This window comes from Halocynthiibacter sp. SDUM655004 (assembly GCF_026015885.1).
Taxonomy (GTDB): domain Bacteria; phylum Pseudomonadota; class Alphaproteobacteria; order Rhodobacterales; family Rhodobacteraceae; genus Falsihalocynthiibacter; species Falsihalocynthiibacter halioticoli.
Window position 1 is genome coordinate 411435 of the sequence record NZ_JAPDUG010000001.1, and the last position, 22169, is coordinate 433603.

Genomic DNA, 22169 nt, shown 5'->3' on the forward strand with positions numbered 1-22169 from the left:
GTCTCTTGTCATTCCTGATGCGAGACACGATTGTACCGCCGAACTGACAGGAGCAAGCGGGCGGTGAAAATCTCAGAACAGGTCGTATTTGGCGGCTCCAAACTTGACCGTGCCGCTCAATTGCGCGCGGACACAGATAAGCTTGAGGCGCTTCGTGCTAAGGGTGATATCCTTCCAATATGGCGCGGCAAAGTTTTGGTGCATGAGGATGCGCGGGGAGCGGCGCTTCGGCTTGAGTGCGGGCATCCGTTTCTTGAGAACAGCACTGGGGAGTATCTGTTCCTTGGGCTTGAAGGAGACCGCGCGATCTTCGCAACCGATGTTTCTTCATGGGAACCTGAGCAGCAAGATCTTGCCACAGTTGGTGATAATTTCGATGCCAGCGAGCAGGCATGCACACCATGTGGTGAGGGCGCGATCCTTGCCGAGTTACGCGCGATCATGTCGGTTTTAGACCCGCGTTCCGCTGAATTGCTATCAACAGCTAAGGCGCTGTTGAACTGGCACGCGAGCCACAAGTTTTGCGCAAAATGTGGGGCGCCTTCGGTTATGGCAGTGGGCGGCTGGCAACGGAACTGTCCGGCTTGTTCCGCGCCGCATTTTCCGCGCACCGATCCCGTCGTGATTATGTTGGTGACGCGCGGCAACAAACTCTTAATTGGCCGCAGCCCGTTTTGGCCGGAAGGGATGTATTCAACACTTGCCGGATTTGTCGAGCCAGGAGAGCCGATTGAGGCCGCCGTGCGCCGCGAAGTCTTTGAAGAAACCGCCATTCGCGTCGGTCGCGTTGATTATCTTGCCAGCCAGCCGTGGGCGTTTCCGTCCTCACTCATGATCGGATGTCACGGGTTCGCCGAGAACGAAGACATCGTTATCGATCCTGTTGAAATCGAAGACGCCCGTTGGGTCACGCGCGAGGAGATGGCGGCGATAGTTGCCGGCGAAAACGCGGAAATCTATGCGCCGCGTGTTGGGTCGATCGCGCATTTCATGATTGTAAATTGGCTTGCAGACAGGCTGGAATGACGCAAAAAAGGCACGCAATAGGGTTGGAACGCGAAGGTCGCCATGAAACTTGAGAGCCGAGAAGATATCGAAGCCCCCTTGAGCGTTGTTTTTCAGGCCGTTTCAGATTTCCCTGCGTTTGAGCGTCTTGCGTTTCGGCGGGGAATCGATGTGGGTGTCGAAACAGGTGATCCCGAGAAAGGCGAACCTGAGCGGAGCTGGGATGCCAAGTTCAATTATCGCGGGCGCGATAGGCGGCTTAAGGCAGCTTTGGTGCGTATTGACCCTGCGCAGGGGTATCTTGTGAATGGCGCTGTTGGTGGGCTTGAAGGTGACATGATCATTGATCTGGTCCCCTTGTCGCGAACACGCACAAGGCTCACTGTCTGTGTTGATACACGCGCCAAGTCGCTAACTGCACGGCTATTGCTACAGACTGCAAAGCTCACACGAGCCAAAATTTATCGCCGCTTTAGAAGGCGTGTTGGTCAGGTCGCGCAGGATATCGAAGATCGATACAACGCGATGTCACCTTCTTAGCTGCGTAAGCGGGTCAGAGAAGTATGCGCTCAAGTCGTGTGTGACAAAATGTTGAGGCTCTTGCCAGTTGGGTCTGTAACAAAAAACCGCCGAACGCCCCATGGCTCATCAGTTAGGTCATAGACGATGTCAAAGCCCAACTCCTTGGCGCGGGCAAATGTGGCGTTAACGTCATCAACTTCGATGGATAAATCCGGAACGGGAGCACCCGAGCCGCCTTCGTTCATCAAGCTGATTTGAGGCGAACAGTGTTCGTCGGTGCCAAGCGTGATGATCCATTCGAAATCCATCAGCACAGTTAGGTCGAATAGCTCTTTATAGAAGGTTTGCACCTTGCTCGGCTTGTCTGTTTTGATGTTTGCAACGATCCGACGGACTGCCATATGCGCCTCCTGTTCGCCGTAACATAGAGACTTGCGTCATTAATGGAAACGCCGCTGCCGCCAAGCCACAGTGGGCAATTTGGTTGCGCGGCGTTTGCGTTGCTATCCGTGGGTCTGGTTGCGGCGCGGATCGGCAGGGAACACCCCCATCAAGCCGATGTGGTCCGTGAAATAGTCCAGCTCCTCAAGTGCAAGTTTTACGTTGCGATCGTCGGGATGGCCTTCGATCTCGGCATAAAACTGTGTCGCCGTGAATTTGCCGCCGACCATGTAGCTTTCAAGCTTTGTCATGTTGACGCCGTTGGTGGCAAATCCGCCCATAGCTTTATAGAGCGCAGCAGGAATGTTGCGGACGCGGAACACGAAGCTCGTAATCATCCCGTGTTTGCCGCGGCGGGTTAGGTCGGCCTCGCGCGCCATAATTAGGAATCGCGTGGTGTTGTTGCCCTCGTCCTCGATGTTTCGAGCCAAAACATCCAGCCCGTAAATCTCCGCAGCCAACTCACTTGCAAGCGCGCCCTCGGCAGGATCGCCAAGAGAAGCAATCTCGCGCGCGGCGGCGGCATTATCCGACCAGTTCAGCGTGTCGATGTCATTGTCGCGCAAAAATGTGCGACATTGGCCAAGCAAAATTCCCATCGAGCGGACGCGCTTCACATCCGCAAGTTTGGTTCCGGGCAGCGCCATGAGGTTGATGTTTACCCGTACAAAGGCCTCGCCGATGATTTGCAGCCCGCTTGATGGGAGCAATGAATGAACATCGGCTACGCGCCCGTAAGTGGAGTTCTCAACCGCAATCATGCCCAAATCAGCGTCGCCACGGCGCACCGCTTCGATGGCAGATTGGAAGGTCGGGCAGGGCAAAGGCTCGTAATCGGGGCGTGATTCCCGGCAAGCCTGATGCGAATAAGCACCGGGTTCCCCCTGAAATGCGATACGTTTTGTCATAAAACAGGGTCTCCGGGGCGGTTTTCCTAAAAAGGGCGATTGGTCGCGGTAACTACATCTTGCTCTTTGCATATGGAAGGGGCTACACATCGACAAACTTCGATCGAGATGGAACGCGACATGTTCGACACAATGACTATGACTAAAATTCTGGGCGCATTTTGTGGCGCTCTTCTTTTCTTCCTTCTTGGGAGCTGGGCTGCGGAAGCGCTGTATCACACTGGCGGTGGCCATGGTGACGATCACGCTGCACAGGGTTACCTGATTGAAACCGGTGGCAGCGACGTTGCCGAAGTTGCCGATGACGGCCCGACCTTCGAAGAGCTGCTTGCTACTGCTGACGCAGGTAAAGGCGAAAAAGTCTTCGGCAAATGTAAGGCGTGCCACAAAATCGAAGATGGCGCGAACGGCACAGGCCCACACCTCTATGGTGCTGTTGACCGTGACATCGCTTCGGTTGCAGGCTTCTCCTATTCCGACGTCCTAACAGGCATGGAAGGAAACTGGACACCTGAGGCGCTCGACGGCTTCCTTGAGAATCCAAAAGGCTATGCACCAGGAACAAAAATGGGCTTCTCTGGTTTGAAAAAGGCCCAAGACCGCGCCAACCTGATTGCGTATATGCAAACAATCGGCGGCTAAGCTGCTGAACAATTGATCTGATTTTGGGCTGTTTCCGCTGGGAGCAGCCCTTTTTCGTGTTTATCGGCAAAAACACGAAGTGTTCACGTATTCTCAACTTGAATGTTTGCCGATGGTAATTAGGCTATCCCAAACGCTACATAAAAAGAAACGCGTTCGGAGGAGAGAACATGTCCAAGCCAAGTGCAGTTGCCAGAGTAGTCCCGAAAACAAACAGACTTAGGCAGTTGGAATTCTGGACATTCGTAGTTGCCAGTTTGGTTGCTCTTCTTGGCGCGGCTTTTGCGCAGGCCGATGAAAAGGTCATTTCCTCCTACGGCGTTTCGACTTTTGGTGAGTTGAAATATTCAGCCGACTTTGAACATCTCGATTATGTGAACCCAGACGCCCCGAAGGGCGGGGAAATGTCGCTCGCTGTTGTGGGCAGCTTTGACTCCATGAACCCATATTCGCGCAAAGGGACGGGCGGCGCACTGTCGACCGTAATGTATGAATCGCTGTTAGCAGGAACAGCCGACGAAATCGGAAGCTCCTATGGGCTTCTTGCTGAACGGCTCGAATACCCAGAGGATAAGGCCTGGGTTGTGTTCCACATGCGCCCAGAGGCGAAGTTCTCCGACGGCACGCCTGTAACGGCGGATGACGTATTCTTCGTTTACAACCTTTTCCTAAAGGAAGGGCTGACCTCTTATCGCACGATCCTCGCCAAGCAGGTTGAATCCGCCGAAGTTCTTTCACCGCATTCGATCAAGTTCACCTTTAAGGACGGAATCGAAAAGCGCGATGTTATTGAGAACGTAGGCGGCCTTCCGATTTTCAAAGCGGCTTGGTTTGAAGAAACCGGCGCTATTCTCGATGAGAGCCGCCTTGAAACACCTCCAGGCTCTGGCCCTTACATGCGCGCGGATATGGATGTTGGCCGTCGGCTTGTATACGAGCGGAACCCAGATTATTGGGGTGCGGATTTGCCGATCAACAAAGGCCGAAACAATTTCGATCGAATTCGCATTGAATATTTCGGTGACCAGACAGCCGCGTTCGAGGCATTCAAATCAGGCGTTGTTCATTTCCGCAATGAAAACTCTTCCAAACAATGGGCAACGGGATATGATTTTCCGGGCGTGAAGAATGGCAATGTTGTTCAGGCTGAGCTTCCTGACGGCAATATCGCCTCTGGTCAGGCATTTGTATTCAACTTGCGTCGTGAAAAGTTTCAGGACATCCGTGTCCGCGAAGCAATTGGCCTGATGTTCAATTTCGAATGGTCCAACGAAACGCTGTTTTACGGGCTCTATGCACGGGTGAATTCCTTCTGGGAGAACTCCGAGCTTCAGGCCACAGGTTTGCCCGAAGGCGAGGAATTGGCGCTGCTCGAGCCGATGCGCGATATTTTGCGCCCTGAAGTGTTTGACGACGAAGTGCCGATGGCGCCTGTCTCTGGAAGTCGACAACTTGATCGCACCAACCTGCGCCGCGCCTCACAACTCTTGGATGAGGCTGGCTGGGTTGTTGGCAATGACGGTTTGCGCCGCAACGCACAGGGACAGACGCTTGACGTTGAATTCCTCGAGCGCTCTCCGACCTTTGATCGCGTGATCCTGCCCTATGTCGATAACCTCAAAAAACTTGGTGTGAATGCCTCGCTCAATCGCGTGGATTTCCCGCAGTTTTCCGAGCGGCGTCAGACGTTTGATTACGATATTATCACGTCGCACCTTGGCGGTGGATACGAGCCGGGCGATGGCCTAGAGCAGCGTTGGGGCAGCGAAACAGCAGAAGTTTCGATTTTTAACCCAACCGGTTTCAGTAGCGAGGCGACGGATCGGCTCATCGACATTATCAAGGCGGCCAAAACCCGCGAGGAGCTGCATGTTGCGGTCCGCGCGCTTGATCGTGTGTTGCGGGTTGAGCGGATTTGGGTGCCAGAATGGTACAAAGACGTTCATACGATTGCCTATTACGATAAGTACGCCTATCCCGAAGACCTGCCGCCCTTTGATTTCGGATACCTCGACTTCTGGTGGCAGGACGCCGAAAAGGAGGCCAAGCTCAAGGCCTCGGGCGCGCTGAAATAGGGAACCACAATGGGCGCTTACATACTCCGAAGGCTCTTGCTGATTATTCCGACGTTGTTCGGGATAATGGTAGTGAACTTTACGCTCGTTCAATTTGTGCCTGGCGGGCCGATTGAACAAATCCTCGCTGAACTCGAAGGGGAGGGCGACGCATTTGCAACCATCTCTGGCGGTGGAGGAGACGCGGGGTTTCAGGAATCCGACGTCGGCGGGGGCTTTGAGAGCAAGTACATCGGAGCACGAGGTTTGCCGCCCGAAGCAATCGCAGAGCTAGAGCGGCAGTTCGGCTTTGATAAACCTCCGGTCGAGCGCTTTTTCAGTATGATGTGGAACTACATCCGCTTTGATTTTGGCGAGAGTTACAACCAAGACAAACCAGTTCTTGAACTTGTGAAAGACAAGCTGCCCGTTTCAATTTCGCTTGGGCTTTGGTCCACTCTGATTGCTTATTGCATTTCCATACCGCTTGGAATTCGCAAGGCTGTACGGGACGGAAGCTCTTTTGATACTTGGACAAGTGGCTTGATCATCGTCGCCTATGCGCTTCCAGGTTTCTTGATTGCGATACTTTTGATCGTTCTGTTTGCAGGGGGCTCCTATTGGCAGATCTTCCCGCTGCGTGGGCTCGTATCTGACAATTGGGCCGATTTGAGTTGGCCAATGAAAATCGCGGATTACTTCTGGCATATGGCGTTGCCGATTATCGCCAGCACCATTTCTGCCTTTGCGGGCCTTACGCTCCTGACGAAGAACAGCTTCCTTGACGAGATCCGCAAACAATATGTCATCACGGCCCGCGCCAAGGGGCTTTCGGAAAGCCGTGTGCTGTATGGCCACGTATTCCGCAATGCTATGCTGATTGTGATCTCGGGTTTTCCAGGGCTGTTCATCAGTATCTTCCTTACCGGCTCTGTTATTATCGAGACCATATTCTCGCTTGACGGTCTTGGCCGTCTCGGATTTGAGGCCGCCGTTTCACGCGACTATGCGGTGGTGTTCGGCACGCTCTTCTTCTTCGGGCTTATTGGCCTCGTGATCGGCATCTTGTCGGACTTGATGTATGTGTTCGTCGATCCGCGCATCGACTTTGAATCGCGGGGAAGCTGACGTGAAACTTTCTCCGCTTAATCAACGCCGCTGGAGTAACTTCCGCCGTAATAAACGCGCGTTCTACTCGCTTATCATCTTCTCGTTCCTCTTCATTGCGTCGTGCTTTGCTGAGTTCATTGCCAACGATCGCCCGATCCTCGTGAAGTATCAGGGCGAATATTACATGCCGATCTTCAAGTTTTATCCCGAAACGCAATTCGGTGGCGATCTTCCGGGCGAGGCGGATTATGCATGGGAAGGGCAGGAATGCCTGATTGCAACGGGCGGGAATATTGACTGTTTCGACCGCCCCGAAGAGCTTATCGAAGACGCCAAGGATGGTGTGATTGATGGCGAGAAAATCGATCGTGGTTGGATGATCTGGCCGCTTATTCCGAACAGCTACAGCAACCCCGTTGATCGCCCGGGAACCGCACCGTCACCGCCAGATAGCTACAACTGGCTCGGTACAGACGACACCAAGCGCGATGTGTTAGCGCGAGTGATCTATGGTTTCCGGCTCTCGGTATTCTTTGCGCTGATTGTAACTGGCGCTTCCTCTGTGCTCGGTATTATTGCTGGTGCGGTTCAGGGGTATTTCGGCGGGCGTACAGACCTCATTTTCCAGAGGCTTTTGGAAATCTGGGGCGCAACGCCGAGCCTTTACGTGATTATCATCCTGTTCTCGATACTGGGGCGAAGTTTCTGGCTTCTTGTCTTTGTTTCGGTGCTGTTTGGCTGGCCGGCGCTGGTTGGCGTGGTGCGGGCGGAATTCCTGCGCGCGCGCAACTTTGAATATGTCCGCGCCGCCAAGGCGCTGGGCGTGTCAAATCGTGTGATTATGTTCCGCCATATGCTACCCAATGCGATGGTTGCGACGCTGACGCTTCTGCCGTTTATCATTACGGGAGCGATTGGCGGTCTGGCGGGGCTTGATTTTCTTGGCTATGGTTTGCCACCTTCGGCACCATCTTTGGGTGAATTGACCCAGCAGGCAAAACAGAACCTACAAGCGCCATGGTTGGCGTTCACGGCATTCTTTACCTTTGCGATTATGCTGTCGCTTTTGGTCTTTATCTTTGAAGGCATCCGCGATGCGTTTGACCCACGGAAGGTGTTTCAATGACAAAATGCGCGCTTGAGGTCAAAGACCTGCGGATCAGCTTCCGTCAGGAAGGCGTAAGCAAAGAAGCCGTGAAGGGGGTCTCTTTCCACGTTGATGAGGGCGAAACCGTGGCTCTTGTGGGGGAGTCCGGCTCTGGTAAGTCCATCACTGCGCTGTCCACGGTATCGCTTTTGTCGGATAACGCAGAAGTGAGCGGCTCCGCGAAGTACCTCGGCAGCGAAATGATTGGCGCGAGCGAGAAAGAGCTTCGCCGCGTGCGAGGCAATGATATCAGCTTCATTTTCCAAGAGCCGATGACCTCTCTCAACCCGCTTCACACCATTGAAAAGCAGCTTACCGAAGGTATTTTGCTCCATCAGGGAAAAACAGGTGACGCGGCGCGCGACGCGGTTATTGAGCTGTTGACCAAGGTGGGTATTCACGACCCAGAGAGCCGGTTGAACGCATATCCGCACCAGCTTTCCGGCGGGCAACGTCAGCGTGTGATGATCGCGATGGCGCTTGCGAACGGGCCAGAACTCCTGATCGCGGACGAACCAACAACCGCGCTTGATGTGACCATTCAGGCCCAGATCCTAGAATTGCTTGCGGACCTCAAGAAAAGCGAGGGGATGAGCCTTTTGTTCATCACCCACGACCTTGGCATTGTGCGCAAGATCGCGGATCGTGTGTGTGTGATGAAGGATGGCGAGATTGTTGAAACTGGACCGACGCTAGAGATTTTTGACAATCCGCAACATCCCTATACGCAAATGCTTCTGAATGCGGAGCCGAGCGGCGCACCGGAGCCTGTTGCGCCTGATGCGAAAACGTTGGTGCGGACGGATGATCTGCGTATTTGGTTCCCGATCCATCGCGGTCTGCTCAAGCGCACGGTGGGCCATGTAAAGGCGGTGAATGCAGCGAGTATTTCGGTGCGTGCGGGCGAAACGCTGGGGATTGTGGGCGAATCCGGCTCTGGCAAAACGACGCTGGCGCTGGCGATTATGCGGCTCATTCAGTCGGAAGGCGGTATCGAATTTGATGGCCGCGCGATTGATGCGCTCAAGAGCCGCGATATCACCCCGCTGCGTAAGGATATGCAGATCGTGTTCCAAGACCCGTTCGGTTCGCTTTCGCCGCGAATGACAGCGGGCGAGATTATTGCAGAGGGGCTTGCGATCCATGACGTCGGTAAAGGACGCGACCCGCGCGAATTGGTGCAGGACATCATGCGCGAGACGGGGCTTGATCCGGCAACGATCGATCGTTACCCGCATGAGTTCTCCGGTGGGCAGCGCCAGAGGATCGCGATTGCACGCGCTATGATTTTGCGTCCCAAATTGGTTGTGCTGGACGAGCCGACAAGTGCGCTTGACCGTACCGTACAGCAGCAAATCATTGCGCTCCTGCGCGAGTTGCAAAATCGTTATCAGCTTGGCTACCTGTTCATCAGCCACGACCTCAAGGTCGTGCGCGCCTTGAGCCACAATGTTGTGGTGATGAAGCAGGGTGATGTTGTAGAGGCCGGCACGCGGGAGCAGATTTTCGACAATCCGCAGACCGAATATACGCGCACGCTCATCAAGGCGGCCCTTGACCTGAACGTCGCGCGATAATCGTTTTACACGGCGGAACTATGGCCGGTTTTCGAGAGTTCGTAGGCGTCAAAGCCGCGTGCAATCACCCGTGTCAACGGACGAGTGGATGGTGGAACCTCAAGACGTCCGTTCTTGTAGCTCACAACATCGCTAAACTGTGCGGCAACCGGAGCGACTAGCTTCTCAACCTCTGCTTTGGCTAACCCGCGCTCGGAAGCAATTTCGGCGGCGTCGACCACGAAATCACACATCAAAGCTTCGATCAGACGCGCGCGGAGTTTGTCTTCGGCGGTAAAGCGATGCCCGCGCTTGGTGGAGAACCCGCCCGCGCGAATGGCGGCTGTGTGTTGCGATGTGGCAGAAGCGTTTTGCGCATAACCCTGCGGGAACTTTGAAATTGACGAAGCGCCAAGCCCGACAAGAACTTCAGAAGTGTCCTCGGTATAGCCTTGGAAGTTGCGGCGCAGGCGCCCTGCTTTCTGGGCAATGCTCAAACTATCGCTCGGTAGCGCAAAGTGGTCGATACCGATTTCATCATAGCCGTCCCATTTAAAGAGCTTCTGCGCGGTTTCAAACAACCCAAGCCGTTGCTCGGCGCTTGGCAGCGCTTCTTCTGGGATCATGGTCTGACGGCGCGCCATCCATGGAACGTGGGCATAACCGTAGAGCGCCACGCGATCAGGTGCGAGCGAGAGAAGCTTCTGGACGCTTTCGGTGATTTTCTCGGGAGTCTGATATGGCAGGCCATAGAGAATATCGGTGTTGAGCGACTTCACGCCACGCGCGCGAATCGCGTGAACGGCTTCGGCGGTAAGCTCGTAACTTTGCTCGCGTCCGATGACTTTTTGAATTTCAGGATCAAAATCCTGCACACCAATAGAAGCGCGGTTCAGGCCTGCGGCGGCAAGGGCATCAAGGCGCGCACCGTCGATTTCGTTAGGGTCGATCTCAACCGAAAACTCGCCATCCTCAGCAAGAGGCGCAACGGAATAGATTGCCTCGGCCAGTTCTGTCATCATATCGGGTGCCAGAAGCGTTGGCGTGCCGCCGCCCCAATGCAGTCGCTCAAGAGTGACGCCTTCTGGAAGGCGGGAGCGCAGAATCTCGATCTCGGCTTTGAGCGTTTCAAGATAAGCGCGTACAGGCGCATCCGATGATGTGCCTTGCGTACGACAAGCGCAGAACCAACACAATCGACGGCAGAAAGGCACGTGGATATAGAGCGAAATCTGACCACCTTCGGGGATCGCACCAATCCAATCTGCAAACAGATCAGGCCCAACATTCCCCGCGAAATGCGGTGATGTCGGATAGCTTGTGTAGCGGGGGACACGCGCGTCAAAAAGGCCGTGTCGGGCAAGTTGTATATTCGTTTCCATGCGGGTATCTATAGACCCCGTTAAGGTCACATACTTTGACACATATCAATTACCGGACGTCTTAATGTTTGCACCTGACCTGACGAAAAACTTCAATAAATGCGGCGATTGCCCCATTCGGAAGCGCGCGGTTTGTGCACACTGCGAGACCGAAGAACTCATTCTGCTTGAAGAAATGAAGTACTACCGCAGCTTTGAAGCTGGCCAAACGGTGGTATGGTCTGGTGACCGTATGGATTTTGTGGCGTCGGTGGTGTCTGGAATTGCCTCGCTAACGCAAACGCTCGAAGACGGGCGCACACAGATGGTCGGGTTGCTTCTGCCTTCAGATTTTGTCGGTCGCCCAGGGCGCGATTCGGCGCCTTATGATGTGGTGGCAACAACCGATCTTGTGATGTGTTGTTTTCGTAAGAAGCCGTTTGAGGAACTAGTTTCGACCACTCCGCGTGTTGCGCAGCGACTCTTGCAAATGACGTTGGACGAGTTGGATGCCGCGCGCGAGTGGATGCTATTACTTGGCCGCAAAACCGCGCGTGAAAAGATCGCCAGCCTGCTGGCAATTATCGCCCGCCGCAACTCGATGCTTGCGACCCAGACCGTTGGCGATTCGATGAGCTTCGACCTGCCGCTTACGCGAGAGGCAATGTCCGACTACCTCGGACTTACACTCGAGACAGTAAGCCGCCAGATTTCCGCTCTGAAGAAAGACGGTTTAATCGAACTTCAAGGCAAGCGTCACATCATTGTGCCGGATTTCCAAAAGCTGGTGCTTGAGTCCGGTGATGACGCCGACGGTGGATTGCCGATCTAAACTCGCGCGATGAGTGCGGGCGGGCAATTTCTTGCCCGACCCAAGCGTGATTAGTGACGCATGAAGACCGGAACTTCTGCGTTTTCAAGCATATAGCGGGTTGCGCCGCCCAAGACTGCTTCGCGGAAGCGCGAGTGCCCGTAGGCGCCCATAACCAGCATGTCTGCGTTCTGGTCACTGATGTGACGCAGCATGATATCCCCGACGCGAGGCATCGATTTTGCCAGAACCGAGATTTCGGCATGGATGCCGTGTCGAGACAGCAGTTGTGAAAGCAACCCGCCGGGGTCGGAACGGTTTGGCCCGTGTGTTGGCGGATCAATCACGGCGATATTCACTTGGTCGGCCTCGAGCAAAAACGGCATTGCAGCGCGAACCGCGTTAAGCGCCTCAACGCTTTCGTTCCAGCCGATCACAACATTCTTCGGCGCGCCGAGAGCTTTGGGAGCATCTGGCACAACGATTATTGGCGCGTTCCCTTCAAACAGGGCGGCTTCGACCAAACCTTCGTCTACGCTGTCGCGCGCCTCACCATAGGGTTTCGGCAATACAACAGCATCCGCGAATCGCGCGCGATGAGCAGCAACGCGATTGAGTCCGGAAATTTGAACGACGGCTTGTTCTGCGGCCCAAGGGAAAGTCTCGCCCTCAAGGCGTTTGCGCGCCCATTCGTCAACTTCCTTGGCATCCGCGCTGGCGCGCTCAATTGTCTCTTGTTGAATAAGAGCGTTGGCGCCGGCGTAGTAATATCCCGTTTGGGTGCGGTCTACGCCGAGGTTTAGAACATCGAGATGAGCCTCGTTCTGATTAGCCAATGCACAGGCATAATCGAGCGCAGCTGCGCATGTGGCTGGGGCTGAGGCAATACAGAGAATTGATTTATACGACATAAATGTCTCCTTCATTCTGTCTGCAAAATATAAAATTTGCTTTTGTGTCACATTGACCTCGATCAACCAATACTATGGTAAAAATTGACATGGATCAAAGCGAGTGAGTACGCTCGCAAACATACCGAGATCAAAGAACGCACCCGAGCGCTAGAATCGCGTCGGGAAAGGACGAAGGGACACAAAATGTGGGACTATCTTAAGCTGATCGTGCTTGCGCTCGTGACGGTACTTGCCGCCATAGCCGCAAACTATGCACGTGATTTTGCATATCAGGTGCATGCCATACTGGTCATGCTTGTCGCGGGGGGGCTGTTTTTGTGGTCCGTTCGCAAAACCGGCGATCCAAAACCGCCAACCCCGACCGGTTATATGGACGGTGTTATCCGGGCAGGCGCGATTGCCACGGTGTTCTGGGGTGTCGTCGGTTTTTTGGTCGGTACGTTCATCGCGTTTCAGCTTGCTTTCCCTGTCCTGAACTTTGATTGGGCCCAAGGATACGCCAACTTTGGCCGTCTTCGCCCGCTCCATACATCGGCGGTTATTTTTGCCTTTGGTGGCAACGCGCTGATTTGTACAAGCTTTTACGTTGTTCAACGTACGTCTGCCGCACGTCTTTGGGGTGGAAATCTGGCGTGGTTCGTTTTTTGGGGGTACAACCTATTTATTGTTCTCGCCGCGACGGGCTACCTTCTCGGTGCTACCCAGTCCAAAGAATATGCAGAGCCTGAGTGGTATGTAGATATCTGGCTCACAATCGTTTGGGTTGCCTATCTTGTGGTGTACCTCGGCACGATTATGAACCGCAAAGAAAAGCACATCTATGTTGCGAACTGGTTCTATCTCGGCTTCATCGTCACTGTTGCGATGCTTCACATCGTCAACAACCTGAGCCTCCCGGTTTCGATCTTCGGTTCGCGCTCGGTACAGCTCTTTGCTGGTGTTCAGGATGCGATGACACAATGGTGGTACGGCCACAACGCGGTGGGCTTCTTCCTGACTGCGGGCTTCCTTGGCATGATGTACTACTTCGTGCCGAAACAAGCAGAGCGCCCTGTGTACTCTTACAAGCTGTCGATCATCCACTTTTGGGCGCTGATCTTCCTGTATATCTGGGCTGGTCCACACCACCTTCACTATACTGCGCTGCCGGAATGGGCTTCGACACTCGGTATGGTCTTCTCGGTCATTCTCTGGATGCCAAGCTGGGGTGGTATGATCAACGGTCTGATGACGCTGCAAGGCGCATGGGACAAACTCCGCACCGACCCGATTATCCGCATGATGGTTGTGTCGATCGGTTTCTACGGCATGTCCACTTTCGAAGGTCCGATGATGTCGATCAAAGCTGTGAACTCTCTCAGCCACTACACCGACTGGACTATCGGGCACGTGCACTCTGGTGCGCTTGGCTGGAACGGTATGATCACCTTCGGTGCGCTCTACTATCTCTTCCCGAAACTGTGGAACAAAACCGGTCTCTATAGCCTCAAGCTTGTTAACTGGCACTTCTGGCTGGCGACAATCGGTATCGTTCTCTATGCGGCGTCCATGTGGGTCACCGGCATTATGGAAGGTCTGATGTGGCGTGAAGTTGATGCGCAAGGCTTCCTTGTGAACGCTTTCGCCGACACTCTCGGACCGAAGTTCCCGATGTTGGTTGTGCGTGGCCTTGGTGGGGTTCTGTTCCTCGTTGGCTCGCTGATCATGGCCTATAACCTTTGGATGACTGTTGCGAAAGGCGAGCCTAAGCCCGCCGCCGCAATGGCACCGGCAGAATAAGGGGGATTCAGAAATGGGAATTCTCGACAAACACAAGTTTCTGGAAAAGAACGCAACAGCCCTTCTGGTCGGCAGCCTCTTGGTCGTGTCGGTCGGGGGGATCGTGGAAATCGCTCCGCTGTTCTATCTGGAAAACACGATTGAAGACGTTGAAGGCATGCGTCCTTACTCTCCGCTCGAATTGGCGGGCCGCGAAGTTTACATTCGTGAAGGGTGCTATGTCTGTCACAGCCAGATGATCCGTCCAATGCGCGACGAAGTAGAGCGTTACGGACACTATTCTCTGGCAGCGGAAAGCATGTATGACCACCCGTTCCAGTGGGGGTCAAAGCGGACGGGGCCAGACCTCGCTCGTGTCGGCGGCCGCTACTCGGATGAGTGGCATGTCGATCACCTGCGCGACCCTCAATCGGTTGTGCCGGAATCGATCATGCCTAAATACGGCTTCCTTGAAGACAAGCTTCTTGACGGCAAATACATCGGTGACCTTCTAAAAACTCATAAGATGGTTGGCGTGCCTTATACCGAAGAGATGTTGGAAAATGCGCAGGCCGACTTCATGGCCCAAGCTGATCCGGATAGCGATTACGACGATATGCTCGAACGCTATCCCGGCGCGCAGGTACGGAACTTTGACGGCAAGCCCGGCGTTTCCGAAACCGACGCGTTGATCGCCTATTTGCAAATGTTGGGGACATTGGTTGATTTCTCGACCTTTACACCCGACCCAACCCGCTAGGAGGCACCATGTATAGCATCCTACGTGAATTTGCAGATAGCTGGGTCTTGCTCCTGATGTTCCTCTTCTTTGTAGGGGTGTTCGTCTGGGTATTCCGTCCCGGTAGCAAAAAGGTTCATAGCGATACGGCAGATATACCGTTCCGCCATGAGGATTCTCCGCTGGCCGATGCGCCGCAAAACGCCCAGAACAAGGAGGCGTGAACATGTCAAAGAAACCTGTCAAAAAACAACACGAAGATCCGGAAACAACAGGCCACTCCTGGGATGGGATCGAAGAGTTCAACAACCCGCTTCCGCGTTGGTGGCTCTGGACTTTTTATGCCACGATCATTTGGGGCATTGCCTATACCATCGCCTATCCGGCATGGCCGCTTGTGAACAAAGCAACTCAGGGGGTTCTTGGGTATTCCACTCGTGAAGAAGTTGCCAAGGATATCGCATCCTTTAACGAGGCGAACGCGGAAATCCGTGCCAAGCTCGTTTCAACCGACCTAACTGAAGTTGAAAACGATGCTGACCTGACACGCTTTGCAACGGCTGGTGGCGCCGCGGTATTCCGCACATGGTGCGCACAGTGTCACGGCTCTGGTGCGGCTGGTGCGGTTGGATATCCGAACCTGCTGGATGATGACTGGCTCTGGGGGGGTGATATCGAGGCGATCTATGAAACTGTCGCCCATGGTATCCGCAACGAAGACTACGACGATGCGCGTTACTCCGAAATGCCCAAGTTCGGCGAGATTCTCGAGAATGAGGAAATCGAACAAGTGGTTGAATATGTGCTGTCCATCTCTGGGCAGGAACATGACGCAACGCTCGCTTCCTCTGGAGCGGTTGTCTACGAAGATAATTGCTCTGCATGTCACGCAGAAGATGGCACAGGTGACCGAAGTCAAGGCGCACCGAATCTGACTGATGCAATCTGGCTTTACGGTGGTGATCGTGAGTCCCTTACGGACACTGTCGTAAACGCTCGGTACGGGGTTATGCCTGGTTGGTCTAATCGCTTGTCCGAAGCAGATATTCGCGCCGTCTCCTTCTACGTCCACAACTTGGGCGGCGGCGAATAACAACAAGTTCCGGAGGGAAACCTCTGGTTGGTGCCGACCGCCCGTCCTGTTCGCGCGTTTCCTGGGGGTTGGCACCAAAAAAACTAAGTGGCGGAGCTCTGTCCTGGGCTTCGCCACTTTTTTGTCTGCGGCCAAGCGGCGCATGCACGACCTGTCGCAGGGACAATTCGGAAATCCCGTGAAACTTTGATACACATCAAGGAAGTTCCACGTGATTCAACCCACGAAGGCAACGCGAAACAGGACAATGGAGGCGCTATGAGTGCGTCAGAAACACCACCGAAGCTCTATGCAGCTCACGAACCGGTATTCCCGAAGCGGGTTTACGGCACATTTCGAACACTGAAGTGGTGGATCTTGGCGGTAACGCTTGGAATCTACTATTTACTTCCGTGGATTCGTTGGGATCGTGGCGATAAGCTGCCCGATCAGGCTGTTTTGGTTGATCTTGCCAATCGGCGCTTCTTTTTCTTCTGGATCGAGATTTGGCCGCACGAGTTCTATTTCGTTGCGGGGCTGCTCATTATGGCGGGCCTTGGGTTGTTCCTGTTTACCTCGGCGCTTGGGCGCGTGTGGTGCGGATATGCATGCCCGCAAACGGTCTGGACAGACTTGTTTATCCTTGTCGAGCGCTGGATCGAGGGCGACCGAAATGCGCGCGTACGCCTTTGGAATGCAAAGTGGGACCTGCGAAAAATCAGGCTACGGCTGTTTAAGTGGGTTGTCTGGCTGTTGATTGCGGTCGCCACAGGGGGCGCATGGGTTTTCTACTTTACTGACGCGCCGCAATTGGCCGTTGATCTGGTTACGTTGAACGCGCACCCGATTGCCTACACGACCATTGTGATTCTCACGCTCACTACCTTTGTGTTCGGTGGCTTCATGCGCGAGCAGGTCTGTATCTACATGTGCCCTTGGCCGCGTATTCAGGCGGCGATGATGGACGAAGACACATTGGTCGTTGCCTATCGTGAGTGGCGCGGAGAGCCGCGCGGCAAGCACCGCAAGAAGCAAGACCCAGAGGCGGAGCCGTTGGGAGACTGTATCGATTGTATGGCTTGCGTGAATGTATGCCCCGTTGGCATCGATATCCGCGATGGTCAGCAAATGGAGTGTATCACGTGCGCGCTGTGCATCGATGCCTGCGACGACATCATGGACAAGATCGGTAAGCCACGCGGGCTCATCGATTACATGGCTCTTAAGGATGAGGAAGCCGAACGCGCAGGCGAAGAGCCGCGCAACATATGGAAACACATCCTGCGGCCGCGCACGCTTCTGTACACAGGGCTTTGGTCTGCTGTGGGGTTCGCGCTGGTGTTTGCGCTGTTTATTCGCAGCGATATCAACATCACCGTTTCCCCTGTTCGAAACCCGACCTTCGTAACTCTTTCTGACGGGTCGATCCGCAACACATACGATGTGCGGCTCCGCAACAAACACGGCGAGGATCGAGACTTTGCGATGTCGCTGACCAGCGAAGAGCAGCTTGAACTTTCGCTGGAAGGGGAAGATGATCTGACTGTTCGGGTTCCTGCGGACTCAACGTTCCTTCAGCGCGTCTATGTCACTGCGCCGAGTGGAACACAGGCAACAACAATGCAATCCGCTCCTCTGCGGCTTTGGATCACAGATGTTGTGAATGAAGACAGAGCCTCAAAAGACACGGTATTCAACGGAAACGCAAAATGACCAAACAACGCGAAATCACAGGACGACAGGTCTTTTTCTTTGTATCGGGCGCTTTTGCGATTGTGATCGGTGTGAACCTGACGCTCGCTTATAATGCCGTCAAAACCTTTCCAGGACTGGAGGTTAAGAACTCCTACGTGGCGAGCCAGCAATACGACGAGGTGCGCGCTGCGCAAGAGGCGCTGGGCTGGACGGTTGAGCCGACCTATGCAGATGGCGTGCTTGAGCTTGCGGTAACTGATGCAGACGGCGCGCCGGTTGAGGTTTTGAACCTCAGGGGCATTCTTGGGCGCGCGACGCATACGCGGCAGGATATGACACCGGAATTCACGTTCGCCAACGGCGTATACAGCACTCCGGTTGAGCTTGATCGTGGGAACTGGAATTTTCGGATGCAGGCAACTGCGCCGGATGGAACGCCCTTTCAGCAGCGCGTTGTCATTCACGTAAGAAAGCAGAAATGAGTGACCTGACAGCAAATTCGTCGGCGTGTCCGGCCTGCGTTGTTGCTCCTGCCGCAACCGAGGTTGCAGCGCGGGTGGATGCCGCTGCGCCTGCGGGTGCGATTTTGCTGTCGTTGCCGACAATCCATTGCTCAGCCTGTATCTCCTCTGTTGAACGTACCCTAAACGCGATGAGCGGCGTGAATTCTGCGCGTGTTAATCTCACATTAAAGCGGGCATCGGTTGAGGCTGAACCATCTGTCGGGATTGATGACCTGACAACCGCGCTGGAAAACGCCGGTTTCGAAGCTCATGAACTGGATGCGAGTGCCATCGCCGCCACCGAAACCAACAAGGCGGGCCGTGATCTTTTGATGCGGCTTGCGGTTGCTTTCTTTGCGTCGATGAATGTGATGCTTTTGTCCGTTGCAGTTTGGTCCGGTGCCGAAGATGCCACGCGGGATATGTTCCACTGGATATCTGCTGCGATTGCCTTTCCGGCCATTGGCTTCTCTGCGCAGCCGTTTTTCAAAAGCGCATGGGCGGCGCTCTCCAAGAAGCGGATGAACATGGACGTGCCGATTGCCTTGGCGATCGCGCTCGCGCTTGGAACGTCTCTCTATGAAACGGCCCATTCGGGCGAGCATGCCTATTTTGACGCGGCGCTTACACTTACCTGCTTCCTTCTTGCGGGCCGCTACCTTGATCACCGCACGCGCGCGGTTGCACGATCCGCCGCCGAAGAACTTGCTGCGTTGGAGGTGCCGCGTGCTTTGCGGATTGTCCTTGGCCCGAATGGCGAAAAGATCGAAGAAACGGTTCTTATTTCTGACCTTACCAAGGGTGATCTGCTTCTTGTTAAGCCTGGTGGTCGAATGCCGGTGGACGGTGAGGTTGTTGAAGGGAAAAGCGAGCTTGATCGTTCGCTGCTGACCGGTGAAACGCTTCCTGCCTTTGTTGAGCAGGGGCAGTTGGTTAGCGCGGGAGAGGTGAACCTGACGGGCCCGCTTGTGGTTCGAACAACGGCATTCGGGCGCGATACGTCCCTGCATCGGATGGCGGACCTTGTTGCGATCGCTGAAAGTGGCCGCAATCGATACACGTCACTTGCCGATAAGGCCGCCAAACTCTATGCGCCCGGTGTGCATATCCTTGCGGGGCTTTCGTTTATTGGCTGGTATATCTTTACCCAAGACATGCGCACGGCGATCAACATCGCGGCGGCTGTTCTTATTATCACCTGTCCCTGTGCGCTTGGCCTTGCTGTTCCTGCGGTGACAACGGCGGCTTCTGGGCGGCTTTTCAAACGTGGCATGCTCATCAAGCACGAGACAGCATTGGAGCGATTGGCTGAGGTGAAGTCGGTTGTTTTTGACAAAACCGGTACGCTGACCAATGGCACGCCTGTTTTCCTCGACGAGGGCCAAAACGCCAATGATCTCGCGGTTTCCATCGGTCTTGCCAAGGCATCAGCTCACCCGCTTGCGCAGGCATTGGTCCAAACAGATAAACCAGCGGCATTGATTGACGAGATCAAAGAGGTTCCTGGCTATGGAGTTGAGGGCCAGTGGAATGGGCAGCGTGTTCGGCTGGGTCGCGGCGCTTGGGTTGGGGCAACGGATGAGAGTTTTGAAGGCCCAACCACATGGCTTCGCATTGGAGAAAATGCTCCAGTTCGGTTCGGTTTCCGCGATACGCTGCGCACCGGTGCACGCGAAGCAGTGAGCGAGCTATTGGCGCGCGGTGTGCCTGTCCACCTGATCTCTGGGGATACCAAGCCTTCGGTAGCAGCACTTGCACGTGAGCTTGGGATAACCAATTGGCAAGCGGGCGTTTTGCCCGAAGAGAAGGCCGGATATATCAACGACCTCTCGCAATCCGGCCCTGTGTTGATGGTTGGTGACGGTTTGAACGACACTGCTGCGCTCGCAGCGGCGCATGTCTCGATATCACCAGCGTCTGCTTTAGATGCTGCACGAGTCGCTTCGGATATCGTTTTGCTTGGAAGTGACCTAAGCTCGTTGCCAGAAGCGCTTACGACGGCACAGAAGTCGACCAAACGGATCAGAGAGAATTTCCGAATCGCAACGCTGTATAACTTCATCGCAGTGCCAATTGCCGTCGCAGGGCTTGCAACTCCGCTTGCTGCTGCGCTGGCAATGTCGCTTAGTTCGATCACCGTTTCACTAAACGCGCTACGTCTTAGGTAATCCATGGAAATTCTCGCCTACCTCATCCCGATCTCGCTTGGCCTTGGAGGTCTTGGGCTTGCGGCGTTCTTTTGGGCGCTGAAGCACGGGCAATTCGATGATCCGAAAGGCGATGGTGCGCGTTTTCTCAACGATGATTGGGACGACGATCCGCGCCCCTAAGCACCAATTAAGCAGCGTAAAACGAAAACGGCACCCCGTGAGGTGCCGTTGCTCATAAGTCTAATGCGTTTAGGTTCAGGAAGGTGAAATCACCGAACACTCAGTGTTGCGCGCGGCGAGGCGGCGACAGGCAAGCTCGGCTGCCTCGCGGGACATGCCCGTGAAATTAGCTTCAAAGCCTTTGCTTGTTTTCACGGCCTTGCGATCCGTTCCGTCAAGCGTTGCCAATTCGCGCAGCGCGGTTTTCAACAACGCACGTTCGGCGGCATAGCGCGACGCATAGTTGCCCACATTCACACCCCAGAACTTTTCTGACGTGTTAGAGATTTTGGTTACGATTACGGGCGTGTCGTCAATCTCGTGCACTTCGGGCGTAACAGCCGCGAGAAGGAGAGTTTCCTTGATGGCTTCTTTCTCGTCAGGGCGTACGGCTGGCGGCAGAATCTCGGCGATTTGGGACGCTTCGATAGTTTCTGCTTTGGTGACTTCCGGGCGCGGCTCTGGTGTTACGACTGCGGTGCTGCCGTCGGCAACGACAATTGCTTCCTGAAGCGCATCCTGAATCGTTGTTTTAAGACTTGCTGCTGCGGACTCTGACGGCGGTTCAACCTCAAGATTGGCAGCTATCGCGAGTGTTGGACGGGGGAGGGGGCGCATACTCTTTGAAACGGCTGTCACCAAACGAATGGTTTTGCCGGTTGCGCCTTCGGCAACCTTGGTGCCCGCATTACCCACATAAGCAGGAGGGCGAGGCTTCCGAACCGCTGCGCGTGTTGGCGCGCGTTTGAACCCCATATCGAGAAGCTCGGCAACGCGCTTGTTCCGAGCCGCTGTGGAGCTGCCGCCGAACATAGTTGCGATGATGCGCTCTTCTCCGCGTTGAGCGGAGGACACAAGGTTAAAGCCTGCAGCGCGTGTGTATCCTGTTTTGATACCGTCGGCGCCGCGATAGGCGGCAAGGAAGCGGCGGTTTGTGTTGTAGACAGCCTTGATCCCAGCATCGGTCGAGCGGCGGGAGAACAGGTTGTAGTACTCGGGGTAGTCATAAAAGAGATGACGCCCAAGTGTTGTCATGTCTCGCGCGGTCGAGAGGTGGCCGGATTCAGTAAGGCCGTGCGCGTTCTTGAACGTAGTTCGCGACATACCCAAGGCTTTGGCGGTGCGATTCATCCGTCGAGCAAACGCTGCCTCGCTGCCTGATACCGCCTCGCCAAGGGCAGTCGCCGCGTCGTTTGCCGATTTAACGGCAGCGGCGCGTATGAGATACCGAAGGGCAATACGTTGCCCTGCCCGCAGACCCAGCTTGGAAGGGGGTTCCGCGGCGGCTTTTTTCGAAATTCTGATTTTCTGATCAAGGTCCAATTCACCGTGCTTAACGGCTTCAAAAACAATGTAGAGCGTCATCATCTTGGTCAATGACGCGGGATGCAATCGAGTGTCAGCATTTCGCGAATGCAGAACCTCACCGGTTCGTGCATCCATGACCATCGCCGCATAAGGCGCGGCCAAAGCCGGAATTGTACCGATCAGGGTGGCGCACAAGAATGCCGCCACCAATACTGTGTTTTGGACGAACTGCCCGAGCCGTGTTCGCACGTCGG

21 protein-coding genes are annotated in these 22169 nt (G+C 54.8%); 16 read left to right on the forward strand and 5 right to left on the reverse strand.

What is annotated here, in order from left to right:
• Window positions 1–63 precede the first annotated feature (63 nt).
• The gene (gene nudC, locus N9C89_RS02065) at window positions 64–1026 is read left to right on the forward strand and encodes an NAD(+) diphosphatase (protein ID WP_263952170.1); all 963 of its coding nucleotides are present in this window, start codon (window positions 64–66) and stop codon (window positions 1024–1026) included.
• A 42-nt stretch (window positions 1027–1068) separates the two neighbouring features.
• Entirely contained in the window at window positions 1069–1545 is a 477-nt protein-coding gene (locus N9C89_RS02070) for an SRPBCC family protein (protein WP_263952171.1), read from the forward strand.
• Window positions 1546–1574: 29 nt separating this feature from the next.
• Here the strand turns inward: N9C89_RS02070 and N9C89_RS02075 are convergent, their stop codons facing one another.
• The gene (locus tag N9C89_RS02075; RefSeq protein WP_263952172.1) at window positions 1575–1928 is read right to left on the reverse strand and encodes a VOC family protein; all 354 of its coding nucleotides are present in this window, start codon (window positions 1926–1928) and stop codon (window positions 1575–1577) included.
• 102 nt (window positions 1929–2030) lie between these two features.
• On the reverse strand, window positions 2031–2876 hold the full coding sequence (locus tag N9C89_RS02080; protein WP_263952173.1) for a prephenate dehydratase: 846 nt from the start codon (window positions 2874–2876) through the stop codon (window positions 2031–2033).
• Between the two features lie 120 nt (window positions 2877–2996).
• Between N9C89_RS02080 and N9C89_RS02085 the strand changes: the two genes are divergently transcribed.
• The 5 genes from N9C89_RS02085 (at window position 2997) to N9C89_RS02105 (ending at window position 9406) form a co-directional block, all read left to right on the forward strand.
• A complete protein-coding gene (locus tag N9C89_RS02085) occupies window positions 2997–3518 on the forward strand; it encodes a c-type cytochrome (RefSeq protein WP_263952174.1) in 522 nt (173 codons plus the stop codon).
• Between the two features lie 170 nt (window positions 3519–3688).
• On the forward strand, window positions 3689–5593 hold the full coding sequence (locus N9C89_RS02090) for an extracellular solute-binding protein (RefSeq protein WP_263952175.1): 1905 nt from the start codon (window positions 3689–3691) through the stop codon (window positions 5591–5593).
• 9 nt (window positions 5594–5602) lie between these two features.
• Window positions 5603–6700, forward strand: coding sequence for a microcin C ABC transporter permease YejB (locus tag N9C89_RS02095; protein ID WP_263952177.1), 1098 nt, complete (start codon window positions 5603–5605; stop codon window positions 6698–6700).
• Window position 6701: 1 nt separating this feature from the next.
• Window positions 6702–7808, forward strand: a complete 1107-nt coding sequence (locus N9C89_RS02100; RefSeq protein ID WP_263952178.1) for an ABC transporter permease — start codon at window positions 6702–6704, stop codon at window positions 7806–7808.
• Window positions 7805–9406: an ABC transporter ATP-binding protein gene (locus N9C89_RS02105; protein WP_263952179.1), complete on the forward strand. Its 1602-nt coding sequence runs from the start codon at window positions 7805–7807 to the stop codon at window positions 9404–9406. Before N9C89_RS02100 ends, N9C89_RS02105 begins: the two co-directional genes overlap by 4 nt.
• A 5-nt stretch (window positions 9407–9411) precedes the next feature.
• Here N9C89_RS02105 and hemN read toward each other — a convergent pair whose 3' ends face one another.
• Window positions 9412–10767, reverse strand: coding sequence for an oxygen-independent coproporphyrinogen III oxidase (gene hemN / locus N9C89_RS02110; protein ID WP_263952180.1), 1356 nt, complete (start codon window positions 10765–10767; stop codon window positions 9412–9414).
• Between the two features lie 64 nt (window positions 10768–10831).
• Between hemN and fnrL the strand changes: the two genes are divergently transcribed.
• Entirely contained in the window at window positions 10832–11578 is a 747-nt protein-coding gene (gene fnrL / locus N9C89_RS02115) for a transcriptional regulator FnrL (RefSeq protein WP_263952181.1), read from the forward strand.
• Between the two features lie 50 nt (window positions 11579–11628).
• Here the strand turns inward: fnrL and N9C89_RS02120 are convergent, their stop codons facing one another.
• The gene (locus tag N9C89_RS02120; RefSeq protein ID WP_263952182.1) at window positions 11629–12468 is read right to left on the reverse strand and encodes a universal stress protein; all 840 of its coding nucleotides are present in this window, start codon (window positions 12466–12468) and stop codon (window positions 11629–11631) included.
• Between the two features lie 186 nt (window positions 12469–12654).
• Between N9C89_RS02120 and ccoN the strand changes: the two genes are divergently transcribed.
• The 8 genes from ccoN to ccoS all read left to right on the forward strand — a co-directional run bounded on the left by ccoN (window position 12655) and on the right by ccoS (window position 20568).
• The gene (gene ccoN / locus N9C89_RS02125; RefSeq protein WP_263952183.1) at window positions 12655–14250 is read left to right on the forward strand and encodes a cytochrome-c oxidase, cbb3-type subunit I; all 1596 of its coding nucleotides are present in this window, start codon (window positions 12655–12657) and stop codon (window positions 14248–14250) included.
• Between the two features lie 13 nt (window positions 14251–14263).
• On the forward strand, window positions 14264–14989 hold the full coding sequence (gene ccoO, locus N9C89_RS02130; protein WP_263952185.1) for a cytochrome-c oxidase, cbb3-type subunit II: 726 nt from the start codon (window positions 14264–14266) through the stop codon (window positions 14987–14989).
• An 8-nt stretch (window positions 14990–14997) separates the two neighbouring features.
• A complete protein-coding gene (locus N9C89_RS02135; protein WP_263952187.1) occupies window positions 14998–15192 on the forward strand; it encodes a cbb3-type cytochrome c oxidase subunit 3 in 195 nt (64 codons plus the stop codon).
• Between the two features lie 2 nt (window positions 15193–15194).
• Window positions 15195–16061 carry a cytochrome-c oxidase, cbb3-type subunit III gene (ccoP, locus tag N9C89_RS02140; protein WP_263952189.1) on the forward strand — a complete coding sequence of 289 codons (867 nt, stop codon included), beginning with the start codon at window positions 15195–15197 and terminating at the stop codon, window positions 16059–16061.
• 258 nt (window positions 16062–16319) lie between these two features.
• Entirely contained in the window at window positions 16320–17753 is a 1434-nt protein-coding gene (ccoG, locus tag N9C89_RS02145; protein WP_263952191.1) for a cytochrome c oxidase accessory protein CcoG, read from the forward strand.
• Window positions 17750–18217, forward strand: a complete 468-nt coding sequence (locus N9C89_RS02150; RefSeq protein ID WP_263952192.1) for a FixH family protein — start codon at window positions 17750–17752, stop codon at window positions 18215–18217. The genes ccoG and N9C89_RS02150 overlap by 4 nt, the downstream gene beginning before the upstream one ends.
• Complete coding sequence (locus N9C89_RS02155; RefSeq protein ID WP_263952194.1) at window positions 18214–20406, forward strand: heavy metal translocating P-type ATPase; 2193 nt, start codon at window positions 18214–18216, stop codon at window positions 20404–20406. Before N9C89_RS02150 ends, N9C89_RS02155 begins: the two co-directional genes overlap by 4 nt.
• A gap of 3 nt (window positions 20407–20409) precedes the next feature.
• The gene (ccoS, locus tag N9C89_RS02160; protein WP_263952195.1) at window positions 20410–20568 is read left to right on the forward strand and encodes a cbb3-type cytochrome oxidase assembly protein CcoS; all 159 of its coding nucleotides are present in this window, start codon (window positions 20410–20412) and stop codon (window positions 20566–20568) included.
• A 75-nt stretch (window positions 20569–20643) separates the two neighbouring features.
• Here ccoS and N9C89_RS02165 read toward each other — a convergent pair whose 3' ends face one another.
• On the reverse strand, window positions 20644–22164 hold the full coding sequence (locus tag N9C89_RS02165; RefSeq protein WP_394358466.1) for a D-alanyl-D-alanine carboxypeptidase family protein: 1521 nt from the start codon (window positions 22162–22164) through the stop codon (window positions 20644–20646).
• Between the last annotated feature and the right edge of the window lie 5 nt (window positions 22165–22169).

Excerpts from the sequence above, each read along its gene's own strand:
- ccoN (WP_263952183.1), top strand. The coding sequence starts at position 12,655 with ATGTGGGACTATCTTAAGCTGATCGTGCTTGCGCTCGTGACGGTACTT.
- N9C89_RS02070 (WP_263952171.1), top strand. The coding sequence starts at position 1,069 with ATGAAACTTGAGAGCCGAGAAGATATCGAAGCCCCCTTGAGCGTTGTT.
- N9C89_RS02075 (WP_263952172.1), bottom strand. The coding sequence starts at position 1,928 with ATGGCAGTCCGTCGGATCGTTGCAAACATCAAAACAGACAAGCCGAGC.
- N9C89_RS02105 (WP_263952179.1), top strand. The coding sequence starts at position 7,805 with ATGACAAAATGCGCGCTTGAGGTCAAAGACCTGCGGATCAGCTTCCGT.
- ccoG (WP_263952191.1), top strand. The coding sequence starts at position 16,320 with ATGAGTGCGTCAGAAACACCACCGAAGCTCTATGCAGCTCACGAACCG.
- ccoO (WP_263952185.1), top strand. The coding sequence starts at position 14,264 with ATGGGAATTCTCGACAAACACAAGTTTCTGGAAAAGAACGCAACAGCC.
- ccoS (WP_263952195.1), top strand. The coding sequence starts at position 20,410 with ATGGAAATTCTCGCCTACCTCATCCCGATCTCGCTTGGCCTTGGAGGT.
- ccoP (WP_263952189.1), top strand. The coding sequence starts at position 15,195 with ATGTCAAAGAAACCTGTCAAAAAACAACACGAAGATCCGGAAACAACA.
- N9C89_RS02135 (WP_263952187.1), top strand. The coding sequence starts at position 14,998 with ATGTATAGCATCCTACGTGAATTTGCAGATAGCTGGGTCTTGCTCCTG.
- N9C89_RS02150 (WP_263952192.1), top strand. The coding sequence starts at position 17,750 with ATGACCAAACAACGCGAAATCACAGGACGACAGGTCTTTTTCTTTGTA.
- hemN (WP_263952180.1), bottom strand. The coding sequence starts at position 10,767 with ATGGAAACGAATATACAACTTGCCCGACACGGCCTTTTTGACGCGCGT.
- N9C89_RS02155 (WP_263952194.1), top strand. The coding sequence starts at position 18,214 with ATGAGTGACCTGACAGCAAATTCGTCGGCGTGTCCGGCCTGCGTTGTT.
- N9C89_RS02120 (WP_263952182.1), bottom strand. The coding sequence starts at position 12,468 with ATGTCGTATAAATCAATTCTCTGTATTGCCTCAGCCCCAGCCACATGC.
- N9C89_RS02095 (WP_263952177.1), top strand. The coding sequence starts at position 5,603 with ATGGGCGCTTACATACTCCGAAGGCTCTTGCTGATTATTCCGACGTTG.
- fnrL (WP_263952181.1), top strand. The coding sequence starts at position 10,832 with ATGTTTGCACCTGACCTGACGAAAAACTTCAATAAATGCGGCGATTGC.
- N9C89_RS02085 (WP_263952174.1), top strand. The coding sequence starts at position 2,997 with ATGTTCGACACAATGACTATGACTAAAATTCTGGGCGCATTTTGTGGC.
- N9C89_RS02080 (WP_263952173.1), bottom strand. The coding sequence starts at position 2,876 with ATGACAAAACGTATCGCATTTCAGGGGGAACCCGGTGCTTATTCGCAT.
- N9C89_RS02090 (WP_263952175.1), top strand. The coding sequence starts at position 3,689 with ATGTCCAAGCCAAGTGCAGTTGCCAGAGTAGTCCCGAAAACAAACAGA.